Genomic DNA, 16038 nt, shown 5'->3' on the forward strand with positions numbered 1-16038 from the left:
TGCGGGTCGTTGCGCCGTCAAAAACCGATGCGCGACTTGCCCGGCCCCGGCCGCAGGCGGATGTCGCTCGCCGTGAGATGTCCGCGCCCGTTCGCCACCGCGTGGCCGAGGCCGTCGAGCAGGGTCTTGCGCAGATCGCGCGGCGACGCCAGGGCCAGCCGGTCGAGCACACCGTTGGCCAGGCTGTCGTCGAAACCCGCCAGGTTCAGTTCGCGCAGCAGCGCGCGGTAGATGCGCCGCGCGATGCCGGCGGCCTGCTCGGGCGTGGGCGCCGGCACCTCGTAGACCGCCATGCGATCGAGCAGCGGGGCAGGGATGCCCGCGGTGGAATTGGCCGTGAGTACCCAGAAGATCCGGCTCGCATCGAGTTCGACGTCGATGAATTCGTCGCGGAAGGCGCACGCGGTTTCCGGCTCGAGCAGCTGGTAGAGCGCCGCCAGCGGGTCGGACTGCGACGAGCCGCTGGCTTTTTCGACTTCGTCGAGCACCACCACCGGATTGGCATAGTGGCCGCGCACCAGGCGCTCTGCCACCTTGCCGCATTTGGCCCCGCGCCAGCTGGCCGAACTGCCGGTGATGACGAAGCCGGCCGACAGCGCATTCATGCTGATCAGTTCGCATTCGGTCTGCATGATCCGCGCCAGGCGCCTGGCAAAGTGGGTCTTGCCCACGCCCGGCCCGCCCAGCAGCAGGATGGGCATCAGGTTGAATCGCCCCTGGCCTTCCTGGCCGGCGTGCGCCAGGCGCAGGTAGCGCGCCAGGTCGCCCAGGACTTCGTTGAAATTGGGGCATTCCTCGAGCAAAGGATCGAGGGCGCGGATCGACGAGGGGGTGGTGACGAAGCGCTCGGCCCCGGTTTCGAGCATGCGCTCGTAGAACGCCTCGAGCTCCGGAGAGCGGCCGCGGCTGCGCTCGAGCGCCTGCTGGACATCGGCCAGGTCGTAGACCGCACAGGTGCGGGCAAGGGTAATGCTCACAGCTTCCTCCTTGGCAACAGACAAGCTGCGCATGGCAGCCCATCGGCTGGACATGGCCAGCGCCTGGCAATGATCCTAGCGCTTCCGGAAGAGCGCCGCAATCGTCAAAACAATCAATGCTGCATTGAAAGATTTGTTATGGAAAAAGCGAGTGTCGTACGAGTGGGATATTTATCAACAGAAATTATTGCCCTAGCAAGTGAGGTGCAACCTTCACTCCGTTTCCTAAGTGACTGATTTAGGAGACATTTTAGATTGACACAGGTTCAACAGACGCTGCTAAGTCATTGGTTTCATTAGAAAATTTTAGATTTTACTGTTGTGAATTCGCTTGACCACCAACATTGATTCCAATAAAGTGGGAAGCAGTGTGAAAAAGTGTCGTTTTGTGGGGGAGTTTCCTCGCATGAGCGACTAAAAAATTCTAAATTGATAACTCTCCAAGCTAGGTAATCTGTGTTCCAGGGCGCGTCAGCGATCAATCTCGATGCCAAAGGCAGGATGTCAATCCCGGCAAAGCATCGTGACGCCTTGACTGTCCAGTGCGAAGGCCGGATGACGCTGACCAAGCACCCGCACGGTTGCCTGTTGTTCTTCCCGCGCCCGGTCTGGGAGCAGCACCGCGACCAGATCGCCGCCTGGCCCATGTCGGCCAGGGCGTGGCAGCGCATTTTCCTTGGTAACGCCTGCGATGTCGAGGTCGATAGCGCCGGCCGCGTGCTGATCTCGCCCGAGCTGCGCGCCGCCGTGGGGCTGGAAAAAGAAGTCATGATGCTCGGCATGGGCACCCATTTCGAGATCTGGGATGCCGCCAAGCTGGCCGAGAGCGAAGCCGAGGCCGTGGCCGGCGGCATGCCTGATGTCCTTTCCAATTTCTCTTTCTGAGGCACCGATGACGGAAACAACGACGGTGCCCGAAGGTATGCCTGCCGGTATGTCTGATTACCAACACCGCACCGTGCTGCTCGACGAGGCGGTCGATGCGCTCAACCTGGTGGGCGAACGCGTCAACGGTATCTATATAGATGGGACTTTTGGTCGTGGTGGCCACAGCCGTCTGCTGTTGTCGCGCCTGGGTCCGCAGGGACGCCTGTTTGCGTTCGACAAGGATTTGCAGGCCATCGACACCGCCGCCCAGATCGACGACCCCCGTTTCACGATCGTGCATGACAGCTTCGCCACGATGCGCGAGGCGCTGGCCGCGCGCGGCATCACCCAGGTCGACGGCATCTTGCTGGACCTGGGCATTTCGTCGCCCCAGGTGGACGACGCCACCCGCGGATTCAGCTTCCGCCAGGACGGCCCCCTCGACATGCGCATGGATACCACGCGCGGGATGTCGGCGGCCGACTGGCTGGCCATCGTGCCGGAACAACAATTGGAAAAGGTGATACGAGATTATGGAGAAGAGCGGTTTGCTTTCCAGATTGCAAAGGCGGTTGCAGCTCGCCGGGCAGTCGAACCAATTTCGACCACACGACAGCTTGCCGCAATCGTGGCACACGCGGTCAAGACTCGGGAAAAAGGCAAGGATCCGGCAACCCGGACCTTTCAAGCTATCCGGATTTTCATCAATAAAGAGCTTGAAGACCTCGAACAGGGCTTGATCGCGGCCTACGCCATGCTGGCGCCGGGCGCCCGCATGTCGGTGATCAGCTTCCACTCGCTGGAAGACCGCATGGTCAAGCAGTTCCTGGCCTCCAAGGCCAAGGTGGAGCAGCCCGACCGCCGCCTGCCGATCCGCGCCGTCGACCTGCCGCAGCCGCTGATGAAGCTGATCCACAAGACCAAGCCGTCCGACGCCGAGGTGGGAGACAATCCGCGCGCCCGCTCGGCGGTGCTGCGCGTGGCCGAGCGTCTCGGGAGCGCGCCATGAACGTCAAGCTTAATATCGTGCTGACGGCGGCGCTGGTGCTGTGCGCGCTGTCGGTGGTCAATGCCCGCTACCAGGCGCGCCACCTGCTGATCGAAGTCGAACGCCTGCAGCAGCAGTCGCGCCAGCTCGACATCGACTGGGCCCAGCTCCAGCTCGACCAGTCGACGCTGGGCAAGAACGAACGTATCGAACAGATCGCACGCACCGACCTGAACATGGCTCCGCTGACCCCGGCCCGCACCCAGTACCTGACCGAAGGGGCGCAATGAGCCGGTCGAACGCGCGGGTCGAACGACGCAGCACCTCGCGGGTAGCCGCGTCCAAGGGCGTGGCCTTTTCAAAGAGCCCCCTGCTGGCCGTGAACGTGCCGACCTGGCGTTCGCGCCTGGTGCTGTTCGTGATGTTCGCGGCCTTCGCCGCGCTCGCCGTGCGCGCGCTCTGGCTGCAGGGCATGTCGACCCAGTTCCTGCAAAAGCAGGGCAAGAGCCGCTACGAGCGCACGCTCGAATTGCCTGCCACGCGCGGCAAGATCATGGACCGCAATGGCGCGGTGCTGGCCTCGTCGCTGCCGGTCAAGGCGGTGTGGGCGATTCCCGAAGACGTGCTCGCTTCGCCGGCCGACAAGATCACCGCCCTGGCGCGCCTGCTCGACATGCCGGAAGCCGACCTGCGCAAGAAGCTCGACTCCGACCGCACCTTCGTCTACCTCAAGCGCCAGGTCGAGATGCCGGTCATCGCCCAGATCGAGAAGCTCAAGATCGACGGCATCGACACCCGCAAGGAATACAAGCGCTTCTACCCGCAGGGCGAAGTGATGACCCACATGGTGGGCTTCACCAACGTCGAAGACGTCGGCCAGGAAGGCATGGAGCTGTTCCACCAGAAGACCCTGGTCGGCGTGCCGGGCAGCCGCCGCGTGATCAAGGACCGTCTGGGCCACATCGCCGAAGACCTGGGCATGTTCCGCGAACCGCACCAGGGCAAGGACCTGACCCTGTCGGTCGACAGCAAGCTGCAGTACATCGCCTTCACCAGCGTCAAGAACGCGGTCGAGAAATTCAATGCGCAGGCTGGCGCCGCCGTGCTGCTGGACGTGCAAACCGGCGAAGTGCTGGCCCTGGCCAACTACCCGACCTATAACCCGAACGACCGCTCCAAGCTCACCGGCGCGCAGCTGCGCAACCGCGTCATCACCGATACCTTCGAGCCGGGCTCGACGCTCAAGCCGATCACGGTGGCGCTGGCGCTGGAAAAGAAGCGCGTCACGCCCGATACCGTGTTCGATGTCTCGGGCGGACGCATCGTGGTGGGTGGGCGCACGATCCGCGACATGCACCCGAAAGATGCGCTCACGGTCGGCGGCATCATCCAGAAATCGTCGAACGTCGGCACCGTCAAGATCGCCCAGATGCTGCAACCCCAGGACATGTGGGAGCTGTACACCAAGCTCGGTTTCGGCCAGGCGCCGCGCTACGGCTTCCCGGGCGCCGTCGCCGGCCGCGTGCGTCCATGGAAATCATGGAAGCCGATCGAATACGCCAACATGTCGTTCGGCCACGGCCTGTCGGTGTCGCTGCTGCAGCTGGCGCGTTCGTACATGGTGTTCGCACGTGACGGCGACATCATTCCGCTGTCGTTCGTGAAGGTAACCGACAAGCCCGCCGGCCAGCAGGTGATCTCGCCCAAGACCGCCGCCCAGGTGCGCACCATGCTCGAATCCGTGGTCGGCCCGGACGGCACCGCCTCGAAGGCCCAGGTGGCCGGCTACCGCGTCGGCGGCAAGACCGGTACCGCCGAAAAGATCGTCAACGGCCGCTATTCGAAGACCGACAACATCGGTTATTTCGTCGGTATCGCGCCGATGTCCAAGCCGCGCTTCGTCATCGCCGTCATGATCGACAACCCGCGCGGCGCCCTGCGCACCGGCGGCAGCGTCGCCGCGCCAACCGCCGCCGACCTGGCATCGAACGCGCTGCGCGCCGCCAACGTGCCGCCCGACTCCTCGGTGACCGACATCATCATTCCTGAAATTCCCCTCGAGGAGAGCATGTGATGGCAAGCTGCCTGAACGACATCTCCCAATGGATCCTTGCCGCCGCGCCGGGCGCGCGCCTGGTTTCCGACTCGCGCCGGGTAGCCCCGGGCGACGTGTTCTTTGCCTATCCGGGCGAGGGCGCCGATGGCCGCGACTATATCGGCGCGGCCATCGCCGCCGGCGCCGCCGCGGTCGTGCATGAAGCCGATGGCCATGCCTGGAACGAGGCGCATGCGCTGCCGCACCTGGCCGTCGCCGGGCTCAGGCAGCAGGCCGGGCCGATCGCGCACGCGGTATTGCAGCAACCCGACGCGGCCATGTTCACCGTGGCCGTCACCGGCACCAACGGCAAGACTTCTTGCGCGGTGTGGCTGGGCCAGGCGCTGGCCCGCCTGGGCGAGACCGCGGCCATGATCGGCACGCTGGGCGTGGGCATCGCCAAGGGCCGGGCCGAACCGCGCTTCGACGCCACCGGCTACACCACGCCAGATGCGGTGCTGCTGGCCCAGACCCTGGCCGAACTGCGTGCCCAGGGCGCGACCGCGCTGGCGATCGAAGCCTCGTCGATCGGCCTGGTGCAGGGCCGGATGAGCGGCATGCACGTCGACGCCGCCATCTTCACCAACCTGACCCGCGACCACCTCGACTTCCATGGCGACATGGAGCGCTACGAGGCGGCCAAGCTGATGCTGTTCGAGTGGAACGGCTTGAAGTCGGCCATCGTCAACCTCGACGACCCGGCCGGGCAGCGGCTGGTTGCGCACCTGCGCGCCAAATTCCCCGCGCTGGCGGTCACCGGCTATACGCTGGGCGACGCCGCCGCGCAACCGGCCATCGACGGCGTGGGCATGCTGCGCGCCGCCAACCTGCGCAGCCGTCCGGCGGGCACCGAATTTGTCGTCGACACCCCGCTCGGAAGCGCCACCGTCAAGTCGCACCTGGTCGGCCACTTCAATGTCAGCAATGCGCTGGCGGTGCTCGGCGCGCTGCTGGCCAAGGGCGTGGCGCTCAAGGCCGCGGTGGATGCCGTCGAAGCGCTGCAGCCGGCCCCCGGCCGCATGCAGCAGATCGGCGGTCAGGACGCGCCCATGGTGGTGATCGATTATGCACACACGCCGGACGCGCTGGAAAAAACGCTGCAGGCACTGCGCCAGGTAGCCACCGAGCGCGGCGGCCAGTTGTGGTGCGTGTTCGGCTGCGGTGGCGACCGCGATCCGGGCAAGCGCCCACAGATGGGCGCCATTGCACAAGCGGCCGACCAGGTGGTGGTTACCAGCGACAACCCACGCAGCGAAGAGCCAGGCGGCATCATCGCCCAGATCGTCGCCGGCATGGACAAGGACCATGGCGGCAGCTGGCAGGCGGTCGAAGACCGCGCTACCGCCATCCTGGTGGCGGTGAAGAACGCCGGCAAGCAGGACGTGATCCTGCTGGCAGGGAAGGGCCACGAGCCCTACCAGGAAATCAAGGGCAGGAAAATGCCGTTCTCCGATCTCGATCACGCTACGCTCGCCCTGAGCGCGCGGATGACCATGATGAGGACTCACTGATGGGTATCCAGATGCAGGGTACGCAGATGCGCGCGTCGCTGGCACAACTTGCCGCGTGCATCCCCGGCGCGCGGCTGGTGGGTGCGGATGCCGCCGTCGAGGGCGTCTCGACCGACAGCCGCAGCGCGCCGGCCGGCGCCCTGTTCGTCGCGCTCAAGGGCGAGACCTTCGACGCGCATGGTTTCCTGGACCAGGTCGCCGGCCGCGGCGTGGCCGCGGTCGTGGTGCATGCGCTTCCCGACGGCTGGACCCTGCCTGCCATCGTGGTGCCCGATACCCTGGTGGCGCTGGGCCGGATCGCCAATTTCTGGCGCGCCAGGCATGCCATTGCCGTGATCGGCGTGACCGGCTCGAACGGCAAGACCACGGTCAAGGAAATGATCGCTTCGATCCTCGCCGCCGCGTTTGGCGAGGACGCGCGCCTGGCGACGCAGGGCAACCTGAATAACGAGATCGGGGTGCCATTGACGCTGCTGCGCCTGGGTAGCCAGCACCGCGCGGCCGTGATCGAGATGGGCATGAACCATCCGGGCGAGATTGGCCGCCTGGCCGCGATTGCACAGCCTACGGTGGCCATGGTCAACAACGCCCAGCGCGAGCACCAGGAATTCATGCACACCGTGGAAGCGGTGGCGCGCGAAAACGGTTCCGTGCTGCAGGCCCTGCCGCCCGACGGCGTGGCGGTGTTCCCGGGTGACGACACCTATACTGACCTGTGGCGCGAGATGGCGCAGTGCTCCACCCTGACTTTTGGCCTGAGCCCGGCGTGCGACGTGCGGGCAAGTTTCGTCGCGACCGGTTTCGGCAACGAACTGACCGTGACCGCAGGCGGCGCCCGCTACACGCTGGCGCTGGCCGCAGCCGGCGAACACAACGTGCGCAATGCGCTCGCCGCATTCGCCAGCACCCTGGCCGCCGGCATCCCGGCCGAGGCCATCGTGCGCGGCCTGGAAGCGTTCGCGCCGGTGGGGGGGCGCCTGCAGCGCAAGCAGGCCGCGGGCGGCGCCACCGTGATCGACGATACCTACAACGCCAACCCGGATTCGATGCGCGCCGCGATCGACGTGCTGGCAGCCTGCCCGGCCCCGCGCATCCTGGTGGCGGGCGACATGGGCGAAGTCGGCACGCAAGGCAGGGAGTTTCACGAAGAAGTCGCTGCCTATGCGAAGCAGCAGGGCATCGAGACCGTGCTCGCCACTGGCGAACTGGCGCGTTTCATGAGCGCATCGGGAGCACGGCATTACGAACAGTTCGACGAATTATTGGCAGCACTGGATGCAATCCTGGGCGGCAACGCTGGTGCCAAGAGCGAGGCGACTGTGCTGGTGAAGGGCTCGCGTTTCATGAAGATGGAACGCGTGGTCCTGCACCTGACCGGACACACTACTACTGGCAAGGACGCCCACTAATATGCTTCTCTGGCTCGCCCAATACTTCCAGGACTATATCGGTCCGCTGCGCGTATTCAACTACATTACCTTCCGTGCGGTGTTCGCCACCATCACCGCCATCGCCATCGGCCTGATCTGCGGTCCGGCCGTGATCCGCAAGCTCACCGAGCTCAAGGTTGGCCAGGCGGTGCGCACCTACGGCCCGCAGACCCACCTGGCCAAGCATGGCACCCCGACCATGGGCGGCGTACTGGTGCTGATCTCGATCGGCATCTCCACCTTGCTGTGGTGCGACCTGTCGAACCGCCTGATCTGGCCAGTGCTGGTCGTGACCATGGGCTTCGGCGCGGTCGGCTGGGTCGACGATTACCGCAAGGTGGTCTACAAGGATCCGGAAGGCATGCCTTCGCGCGAAAAATACTTCTGGATGTCGCTGGTCGGCATCGCCTCGGCGCTGTATCTGGCGTTCTCGGTGTCGGCCGCGAACCCGTGGGAAGTGCTGCAACTGTTCTACGCCTGGGTGCAGTCGGGCTTCTCGATGACCCTGCCCCCCAAGGCCGACCTGATCGTCCCGTTCTTCAAGTCGATCAGCTATCCGCTGGGCGTGTGGGGCTTCATCGCGCTGACTTATTGCGTGATCGTCGGTTCCAGCAATGCGGTCAATTTCACCGACGGCCTCGATGGCCTGGCAATCATGCCGACCGTGATGGTCGGTGGCGCCCTTGGCCTGTTCGCCTACCTGACCGGTAGCGCGACGTTCTCGAAATACCTGTTGATCCCCTACATCCCGGGCGCCGGCGAACTGCTGATCTTCTGCGGCGCGATGGCGGGCGCGGGACTGGCCTTTCTCTGGTATAACGCGCACCCGGCGCAGATGTTCATGGGCGACGTCGGTGCGCTGGCGCTGGGCGGCGCGCTCGGCACCATCGCCGTCATCGTGCGCCAGGAAATCGTCCTGTTCATCATGGGCGGCGTGTTCGTGGCCGAAACCCTGTCGGTGATCATCCAGGTGACCTGGTTCAAGTACACCAAGCGCCGCTACGGGCTTGGCCGCCGCGTGTTCCTGATGGCGCCGCTGCACCACCATTTCGAACAAAAAGGCTGGAAAGAGACCAAGGTCGTGGTCCGTTTCTGGATCGTGACCATGATGCTGGTCCTGGTCGGCCTGTCTACCCTGAAGCTGCGCTGAAGAATGAACTACCACGGTAAATCGGCACTCATCCTGGGTCTGGGCGAATCCGGGCTGGCGATGGCGCAATGGCTGGCGCGCGCTGGCGCGCGCGTGCGCGTGGCCGACACGCGCGCCGAGCCGCAGCGCCTGGCGGCCCTGCGCCAGGCCGTGCCGGATGCCGAATTCGCCGGCGGCGAATTTACCGCGGCCTTGCTCGACGGCGTCGACTTCGTTGCCGTCAGCCCGGGGCTGGCCCCAGGCCGCGAGCTGGCCGCGCTTGTGCCGGCCGCGGACGAACGCCAGATCCCGGTGTGGGGCGAGATCGAACTGTTCGCGCAGGCGCTGGCGCAGCTGCGCCTCGAGCGCGGCTACGCGCCCAAGGTCATCGCCATCACCGGCACCAATGGCAAGACCACCGTTACCAGCCTGACCGGTTTGCTGTGCCGCCGCGCGGGCCTGTCCACGCGCGTGGCCGGCAACATCAGCCCGGCCGCGCTGGACGTGCTCAGGGAAAGCCTCGACCAGGACAATTTGCCGCAGGCCTGGGTACTGGAGCTGTCGAGCTTCCAGCTGCACACGACCTTCAGCCTGCAGGCCGATGCCGCCACCGTGCTGAATCTCTCCCAGGACCACCTCGACTGGCACGGCAGCATGGATGCCTATGCGTCTGACAAGGCGCGCATCTTCGGGGCCGATACCGTGCGCGTACTCAACCGCGACGACGCCCACGTGATGCGCATGGCCAAGCCTGGCGCGCCGGCCTTTACCTTTGGCACCGGCGAGCCGGTCGAGGCAAACAGCTTCGGCCTGCTCGGCGAGCGCGGCGTGCTGTGGCTGGCCAATGCCGTCGAGAGCGGCGACGAGCCGCTTCGCAAACTGAAAAAGGGCGAGGCGGCGGCGCCCATGGACATCACGGTCAGCCGCCTGATGCCGGCCGACGCGCTCAAGATTCGCGGCTTGCACAATGCCTCGAACGCACTGGCCGCGCTGGCGCTGTGCCGTGCCTGCGGCCTGCCGCTGGCGCCGCTGCTGCACGGCTTGCGAGAATATACGGGCGAACCGCACCGCGTCGAACTGGTCGCATCCATCGACGGCGTCGACTACTACGACGACAGCAAGGGCACCAACGTCGGCGCCACCGTTGCCGCGCTCGATGGCCTGGGCCAGGCCTTTGCCGGCCAGGACCAGCAGATCGTCCTGATTGCCGGTGGCGACGGCAAGGGCCAGGACTTCGCGCCCTTGGCGCTGCCCGCGTCGCGCCACGTACGCGCCGTGCTGCTGATCGGCCGCGATGCGCCAAGCCTGCGCGCCGCCATCGAGCCGACCGGGGTGCCGGTATTCGACTTGCCGGGCTTGCCGCAAGCCGTGCTCAGGGCCAGCGGCCTGGCGCGTCCGGGCGACTGCGTGCTGCTGTCCCCGGCCTGCGCCAGTCTCGACATGTTCGACAACTATGCGCACCGCGCGCAGGTGTTCGTCGATGCCGTGCGCGACATCGCCCTGGAAAAAGGCCAGGACATCTGATGGCCTTCCAGCTTCCATTCAAGTTTTCGGGTTCTGCCAGCGACGCCTCGATCGAGGCGCGCAGCCGGCCATCGAAGATGATGGACTACGACCAGCCGCTGGTCTGGGTCACCGTGCTCTTGATGCTGTTCGGCCTGGTGATGGTGTATTCGGCCTCGATCGCGCTGCCGGACTCGCCGAAATTCGCCTACCTGGGCGACAAGAACGAATTCTTCCTGTATCGCCAGGCGATGTACATCGCGGTATCGATGGCGGCGGCGGCGGTGGCCTTCCAGGTGCCGGTCGCGGTATGGCAGAAATATGCCCCGATGCTGTTCATCGCCACCTTGTTCTTGCTGACGCTGGTGCTGATTCCGGGCATCGGCGTGTCGGTCAATGGTGCGCGCCGCTGGCTGCCGCTGAAGATCATGAACCTGCAGCCGTCCGAAATCATGAAGATCGCCGCCGTCCTGTACGCCGCCGACTTCACGGTACGCAAGCAGGAATACATGCACAAGCTGACCAAGGGCTTCCTGCCGATGATGGTGGCGATCGGCCTGGTGGGCGGCCTGCTGCTGCTCGAGCCAGACCTTGGCGCCTTCGGCGTGATCGTCTGCATCGCCATGGGCATCCTGTTCCTGGGCGGAATCAACATCGTCTGGTTCGGCGGCATCGGCGCGCTGCTGGTGCTGATCTTCACCACCATCATCGCGCTCTCGCCCTTCCGCCGCGCCCGCATGTTCGCCTACCTCGACCCGTGGGAGAAGGGCAATGCGCTCGACAAGGCCTATCAGTTGACCCATTCGCTGATCGCCTTCGGGCGCGGCGAGTTCTTCGGGGTGGGCCTGGGCGGCAGCGTCGAGAAGCTGTTCTACCTGCCCGAAGCGCACACCGACTTCATCATGGCGGTGATCGGCGAAGAACTGGGCCTGGCTGGCGTGCTGGTGGTGATCGCGATGTTCTACTGGCTGGTCAAGCGCGCCTTTGACATTGGCCGCCAGGCGATCGCGCTCGACCAGATCTTCGCCGGCCTGGTTGCGAAAGGCATCGGCATCTGGATCGGCGTGCAGACCTTCATCAACATGGGTGTGAACCTGGGCCTGCTGCCGACCAAGGGCCTGACCCTTCCCTTGATGAGCTTTGGCGGTTCGGGCGTGCTGTTCAACTGTGTCGGCCTGGCGATCCTGCTGCGCATCGACTACGAGAACCGCGTGCGCATGCGGGGAGGTCGGGCATGACGCAAGCTACACCGAAACGCCTGATGATCATGGCGGCCGGCACGGGCGGCCACATCTTCCCCGGCATCGCGATTGCGCAGACCATGCGCGCGCGCGGCTGGGAAGTCAGCTGGCTGGGCACCGCGCACGGCATGGAAGCCGAGCTGGTGCCGAAAGCCGGCATTCCGATGGACACCATCGATTTCGCCGGCCTGCGCGGCAAGGGACTCAAGCACACCATCACGGGCGCCTTCAAGATGGCCGCCAGCTTTGCCACCTGCCGCCGCATCCTGGGCCAGCGTGCGCCGAACGTGGTGCTGGGCATGGGCGGCTATGTGACGGTGCCCGGCGGGATCATGGCGCGCGCGCGCGGCGTGCCGCTGGCGCTGGTCAATGCCGATGCCGCGCTGCTGCTGTCGAACAAGACCCTGGCCCCGCTCGCGCAGCGCGTGCTGTTCGGCTTCCCGGCCGATTTCGGCGGGGCGGCGAACAAGGCGGTGGTCACCGGCAACCCGGTGCGCCAGCAGATCCTCGACCTGGCGGCGCCCGCCGAACGCTTCGCGGGCCGCAGCGGTCCGCTGCGTATCCTGGTCGTTGGCGGCAGCCTCGGCGCCAAGGTTTTGAACGACAGCGTGCCGGCGGCGCTGGCCCTGATCGACCCGGCCCTGCAGCCGGCAGTGCGCCCGATCGTGACCCACCAGTCGGGCAAGAAGAATATCGACGCGCTGCGCGCGGCGTATGCCCAAGCCGGTGTCGAGGCCACGGTCGTCGATTTCATCGACGACATGGCAGCGGCCTATGCGCAAGCCGACCTGGTGATCTGCCGCGCCGGCGCGATTACCGTCTCTGAGCTGACCGCAGCCGGCGTGGCCAGCGTACTGGTGCCGTTTGTCGCCAGCACCACCAGTCACCAGCGCGACAACGCGCTCTGGATGGCAGGGCAGAAGGCGGCCGTCTACCTGCCGCAGGGCGAACTCAATGCGCAGCGCCTGGCAAGCCTGCTGCAGAACACCACGCGCGCCGATTGCCTGGAAATGGCGCAGGCGGCGGCAAAGGTGGGCAAGCGCGACGCCAACGAAGCGATCGCACAAGTATTAGAGCAACTGGCTGGACAGGCAAACAACCATGAAACATAAGATCAAGAACATCCATTTCGTCGGCATCGGCGGCAGCGGCATGAGCGGCATCGCCGAAGTGCTGGTCAATCTCGGCTATAACGTATCGGGCTCCGACCTGGCGAGCAACGCCGCCAGCCAGCGCCTGGCCGAACTGGGCGCGCGCGTCTTTATCGGCCATTCGGCCGAGCACGTGAGCGGCGCCGACGTGGTGGTGACCTCGACCGCCGTCAACGACACCAATCCCGAGGTAGTCGCGGCGCGCGCCGCCAAGGTGCCGCTAGTGCCGCGCGCGATCATGCTCGGCGAACTGATGCGCCTCAAGCGCGGCATCGCCATTGCCGGCACCCATGGCAAGACCACCACCACCAGCCTGGTCGCCTCGGTGCTGGCTCAGGGTGGCATGGACCCGACTTTCGTCATCGGCGGCAAGCTGACCGCCGCCGGCGCCAATGCCAAGCTGGGGCAGGGCGACTACATCGTGGCCGAAGCCGACGAGTCGGACGCGTCTTTCCTGAACCTGTCGCCGATGATCGAGGTGATCACCAACATCGACGCCGACCACATGGAGACCTACGAGCACGATTTCGAAAAGCTCAAGGCCGCCTTCGTGCACTTTACTCACCGCCTGCCGTTCTACGGCCGCGTGATGCTGTGCATCGACGACCAGCACGTGCGCTCGATCCTGCCGCAGGTGACCAAGCCGGTGACTACCTACGGCTTTTCGAGCGACGCCGAAGTGCGCGCCTTCGATGCCTACGCCGAGGGCGTGCACATGCACTTCACGGTGCGCCAGCAAGGCTACCCCGACACCAAGTTCGTGCTGAACCAGCCGGGCATGCATAATGTGCTCAACGCCTGCTCGGCGATCGCGATCGCGCGCGAAATCGGCATCGACGACGCTGCCACCGCCCAGGGCCTGCTGGAATTTCGCGGCGTCGGACGCCGATTCACCCGCTACGGCGAAGTGGACTTGCCAGGCGGCGGCAGCTTTACCCTGGTCGACGATTTCGGCCACCATCCGGTCGAAACCGAGGTCACCCTGGCCGCGGCGCGCGCCGCCTATCCGGGCCGGCGCCTGGTGCTGGCGTTCCAGCCGCACCGCTACAGCCGCACCCGCGACCTGTTCGAAGATTTCGTGAAAGTGCTGGCGACCCCGGACGTGCTGCTGCTGGCCGAAGTCTATCCGGCCGGCGAGGCGCCGATCGTGGCTGCCGACGGCCGCGCCCTGGCGCGTGCGCTGCGCACCGGCGGCAAGACCGAGCCTATTTTCGTGGAAACGATCGCCGAGATGCCTGCCGCCATCCTGAACGCGGCGCGCGACGGCGACGTCGTCCTGACGATGGGCGCCGGCTCGATCAGCGGCATCCCTCACCAATTGACCAATGCAAAGGCTTCATCGTGAACGCAACCACTCCTACCTTTGACGCGGCAGCCTTCGGCAAGGTCGGCGTGCTGTTCGGCGGACGCTCCGCCGAGCGCGACGTCTCGATCATGTCCGGCACCGGCGTGCTGGCCGCGCTGCAAAGCCGCGGCATCGATGCCCACGCTTTCGATCCGGGCACGCAGGACCTGACCGAACTGGCAGCGCAAGGCTTCGACCGCGTCTTCATCGCGCTGCACGGCCGTTATGGCGAAGACGGCAGCCTGCAGGGCGCGCTCGAGCAGCTCGGCATTCCGTACACCGGCAGCGGCGTGATGGCCTCGAGCGTAGGCATGGACAAGATTGCCACCAAGAAGATCTGGAAGTTCGACGAGATCCCGACGCCCGACTACGTGTCGATCGACCAGCACACCGACCTCGATAAAGTGCTGGTCACGCTGGGCCTGCCGCTGATCGTCAAGCCGCCGCTGGAAGGCTCCACCATCGGCATCACCAAGGTGACCGAAGCTGCCCAGCTGCGGGCCGCGGTGGAACTGGCCGCCGGCTTCGACGAGGTCGTGCTGGCCGAAGAATTCGTCACCGGCCGCGAATTCACCGTGGCCGTGCTGGGACAGGGCGCCAGCGCGCGGGCGCTGCCGATCGTCGAGATCGTGGCCCCGGAAGGCAATTACGACTACCAGAACAAGTACTTTACCGACGACACCCACTACCACTGCCCGGCGGAGCTGGACCCTGTATTGACCGAGGAAATCCAGCGCCACGCCGTGAACGCCTACCGCGCGCTCGGTTGCGAAGGCTGGGGCCGGGTCGACGTGCTGGTACGCGAAAGCGACATGCGTCCGTTCTTGTTGGAAGTGAATACCTCGCCGGGCATGACGTCGCACTCGCTGGTGCCGATGGCCGCGCGTGCGCAGGGCATCAGCTACGAGGATCTGTGCATCGAGATCCTGGCCTCGAGCCGCCTGAAGATCCCGAAAGCGAAAGGTTAAGCAGCGATGTGGCATGACGTGCGCGCCCTCAATGCAAGCGCCAGCGCCCTGGTGGCGCTGACGGTGCTCGCCGGTCTGGCGTCGGGCGTGTGGTGGCTGTCGCAGCGCCCCATGTTCTCGCTGCGCGCGGTGACGGTGGAGAGCATGTACGGGATCGACCTGCGCCACGTGAACGAACTGACGGTGCGCAACGGCGTCATCGGCAAGATTCGCGGCAACTTCTTCACCGCCGACCTGGAGCAGGTGCGCGCGACCTTCGAGACCGTGCCCTGGGTGCGCCGCGCCACGGTGCGGCGCGAATGGCCGAACCAGCTGGTGGTCGAGGTCGAGGAGCACGAGGCGCTCGGCACCTGGGGCGAGGATGGCCGCCTGCTGTCGGTCAAGGGCGATGTGTTTACCGCCAACCTGGCCGAGGCCGACGACGACCACGCATTGCCTGGTTTCGACGGCCCGCAAGGGACCGAAAAGGAAGTATTGGCCCGCTTTACCGAGCTGCGTTCGCTGTTCGCGCCGGTCCAGCTGGCGCCGCTGCACCTGTCGCTCTCGAGCCGGTATGCCTGGACCGTGAAGCTGGACAATGGCATGAGCGTGGCGCTGGGGCGCGAGCAGGACCGCGACACGCTCAAGAAACGCGTGCAGCGCCTGGTCGGGGTGTACCCGCAACTGGTCGCGCGGCTGCAAGAAGGCCGTATCGACACGATCGACATGCGCTACCAGAACGGGCTGGCGCTGTCGTCGGCGGCCTTGAGCGTGCCGCTGGATGTGACCAAGCCGGTGAAGCCGGCAAAAAAAACGACAACTCCGATCAATAAGACAACCAAGCAAACATAAGC

At 65.6% G+C, this 16038-nt stretch carries 14 protein-coding genes; 13 read left to right on the forward strand and 1 reads right to left on the reverse strand.

The window, feature by feature from the left end:
• Positions 1 to 17: 17 nt before the first annotated feature.
• Positions 18 to 977 carry an AAA family ATPase gene (locus tag NRS07_RS05230; protein ID WP_259211608.1) on the reverse strand — a complete coding sequence of 320 codons (960 nt, stop codon included), beginning with the start codon at positions 975 to 977 and terminating at the stop codon, positions 18 to 20.
• Between the two features lie 456 nt (positions 978 to 1433).
• Here NRS07_RS05230 and mraZ point away from each other — a divergent pair, with 456 nt between their 5' ends.
• From mraZ to NRS07_RS05295, 13 genes are read left to right on the forward strand one after another with little or no spacing between them, the layout of a single operon-like run.
• Positions 1434 to 1862 (forward strand): division/cell wall cluster transcriptional repressor MraZ, encoded by a 429-nt coding sequence (gene mraZ, locus NRS07_RS05235; RefSeq protein ID WP_259211609.1) that lies wholly within the window; start codon positions 1434 to 1436, stop codon positions 1860 to 1862.
• Between the two features lie 49 nt (positions 1863 to 1911).
• Positions 1912 to 2853 (forward strand): 16S rRNA (cytosine(1402)-N(4))-methyltransferase RsmH, encoded by a 942-nt coding sequence (rsmH, locus tag NRS07_RS05240; protein ID WP_259213017.1) that lies wholly within the window; start codon positions 1912 to 1914, stop codon positions 2851 to 2853.
• Positions 2850 to 3122: a cell division protein FtsL gene (gene ftsL / locus NRS07_RS05245; protein WP_259211610.1), complete on the forward strand. Its 273-nt coding sequence runs from the start codon at positions 2850 to 2852 to the stop codon at positions 3120 to 3122. The genes rsmH and ftsL overlap by 4 nt, the downstream gene beginning before the upstream one ends.
• Entirely contained in the window at positions 3119 to 4906 is a 1788-nt protein-coding gene (locus NRS07_RS05250; protein ID WP_259211612.1) for a penicillin-binding protein 2, read from the forward strand. Before ftsL ends, NRS07_RS05250 begins: the two co-directional genes overlap by 4 nt.
• Complete coding sequence (locus tag NRS07_RS05255) at positions 4906 to 6438, forward strand: UDP-N-acetylmuramoyl-L-alanyl-D-glutamate--2,6-diaminopimelate ligase (RefSeq protein ID WP_259211614.1); 1533 nt, start codon at positions 4906 to 4908, stop codon at positions 6436 to 6438. The genes NRS07_RS05250 and NRS07_RS05255 overlap by 1 nt, the downstream gene beginning before the upstream one ends.
• Before the next feature lie 26 nt (positions 6439 to 6464).
• A complete protein-coding gene (gene murF / locus NRS07_RS05260; RefSeq protein WP_259213019.1) occupies positions 6465 to 7847 on the forward strand; it encodes a UDP-N-acetylmuramoyl-tripeptide--D-alanyl-D-alanine ligase in 1383 nt (460 codons plus the stop codon).
• A gap of 1 nt (position 7848) precedes the next feature.
• Entirely contained in the window at positions 7849 to 9018 is a 1170-nt protein-coding gene (gene mraY / locus NRS07_RS05265; RefSeq protein WP_259211615.1) for a phospho-N-acetylmuramoyl-pentapeptide-transferase, read from the forward strand.
• A gap of 3 nt (positions 9019 to 9021) precedes the next feature.
• On the forward strand, positions 9022 to 10521 hold the full coding sequence (murD, locus tag NRS07_RS05270; RefSeq protein ID WP_259211616.1) for a UDP-N-acetylmuramoyl-L-alanine--D-glutamate ligase: 1500 nt from the start codon (positions 9022 to 9024) through the stop codon (positions 10519 to 10521).
• Entirely contained in the window at positions 10521 to 11738 is a 1218-nt protein-coding gene (ftsW, locus tag NRS07_RS05275) for a putative lipid II flippase FtsW (protein WP_259211617.1), read from the forward strand. The genes murD and ftsW overlap by 1 nt, the downstream gene beginning before the upstream one ends.
• Entirely contained in the window at positions 11735 to 12853 is a 1119-nt protein-coding gene (murG, locus tag NRS07_RS05280; protein ID WP_259211618.1) for an undecaprenyldiphospho-muramoylpentapeptide beta-N-acetylglucosaminyltransferase, read from the forward strand. The genes ftsW and murG overlap by 4 nt, the downstream gene beginning before the upstream one ends.
• The gene (murC, locus tag NRS07_RS05285; protein ID WP_259211619.1) at positions 12843 to 14237 is read left to right on the forward strand and encodes a UDP-N-acetylmuramate--L-alanine ligase; all 1395 of its coding nucleotides are present in this window, start codon (positions 12843 to 12845) and stop codon (positions 14235 to 14237) included. The genes murG and murC overlap by 11 nt, the downstream gene beginning before the upstream one ends.
• Positions 14234 to 15205, forward strand: coding sequence for a D-alanine--D-alanine ligase (locus tag NRS07_RS05290; protein WP_259211621.1), 972 nt, complete (start codon positions 14234 to 14236; stop codon positions 15203 to 15205). The genes murC and NRS07_RS05290 overlap by 4 nt, the downstream gene beginning before the upstream one ends.
• Before the next feature lie 6 nt (positions 15206 to 15211).
• On the forward strand, positions 15212 to 16036 hold the full coding sequence (locus tag NRS07_RS05295; RefSeq protein ID WP_259211622.1) for a cell division protein FtsQ/DivIB: 825 nt from the start codon (positions 15212 to 15214) through the stop codon (positions 16034 to 16036).
• Positions 16037 to 16038 lie beyond the last annotated feature (2 nt).

The sequence above is a fragment of the Massilia sp. H6 genome (genome assembly GCF_024802625.1).
Classification (GTDB): Bacteria; Pseudomonadota; Gammaproteobacteria; order Burkholderiales; family Burkholderiaceae_D; genus Telluria.

Excerpts from the sequence above, each read along its gene's own strand:
- rsmH (WP_259213017.1), top strand. The coding sequence starts at position 1,912 with ATGTCTGATTACCAACACCGCACCGTGCTGCTCGACGAGGCGGTCGAT.
- ftsL (WP_259211610.1), top strand. The coding sequence starts at position 2,850 with ATGAACGTCAAGCTTAATATCGTGCTGACGGCGGCGCTGGTGCTGTGC.
- NRS07_RS05250 (WP_259211612.1), top strand. The coding sequence starts at position 3,119 with ATGAGCCGGTCGAACGCGCGGGTCGAACGACGCAGCACCTCGCGGGTA.
- NRS07_RS05255 (WP_259211614.1), top strand. The coding sequence starts at position 4,906 with ATGGCAAGCTGCCTGAACGACATCTCCCAATGGATCCTTGCCGCCGCG.
- murF (WP_259213019.1), top strand. The coding sequence starts at position 6,465 with ATGCGCGCGTCGCTGGCACAACTTGCCGCGTGCATCCCCGGCGCGCGG.
- mraY (WP_259211615.1), top strand. The coding sequence starts at position 7,849 with ATGCTTCTCTGGCTCGCCCAATACTTCCAGGACTATATCGGTCCGCTG.
- murD (WP_259211616.1), top strand. The coding sequence starts at position 9,022 with ATGAACTACCACGGTAAATCGGCACTCATCCTGGGTCTGGGCGAATCC.
- ftsW (WP_259211617.1), top strand. The coding sequence starts at position 10,521 with ATGGCCTTCCAGCTTCCATTCAAGTTTTCGGGTTCTGCCAGCGACGCC.
- murG (WP_259211618.1), top strand. The coding sequence starts at position 11,735 with ATGACGCAAGCTACACCGAAACGCCTGATGATCATGGCGGCCGGCACG.
- murC (WP_259211619.1), top strand. The coding sequence starts at position 12,843 with ATGAAACATAAGATCAAGAACATCCATTTCGTCGGCATCGGCGGCAGC.
- NRS07_RS05295 (WP_259211622.1), top strand. The coding sequence starts at position 15,212 with ATGTGGCATGACGTGCGCGCCCTCAATGCAAGCGCCAGCGCCCTGGTG.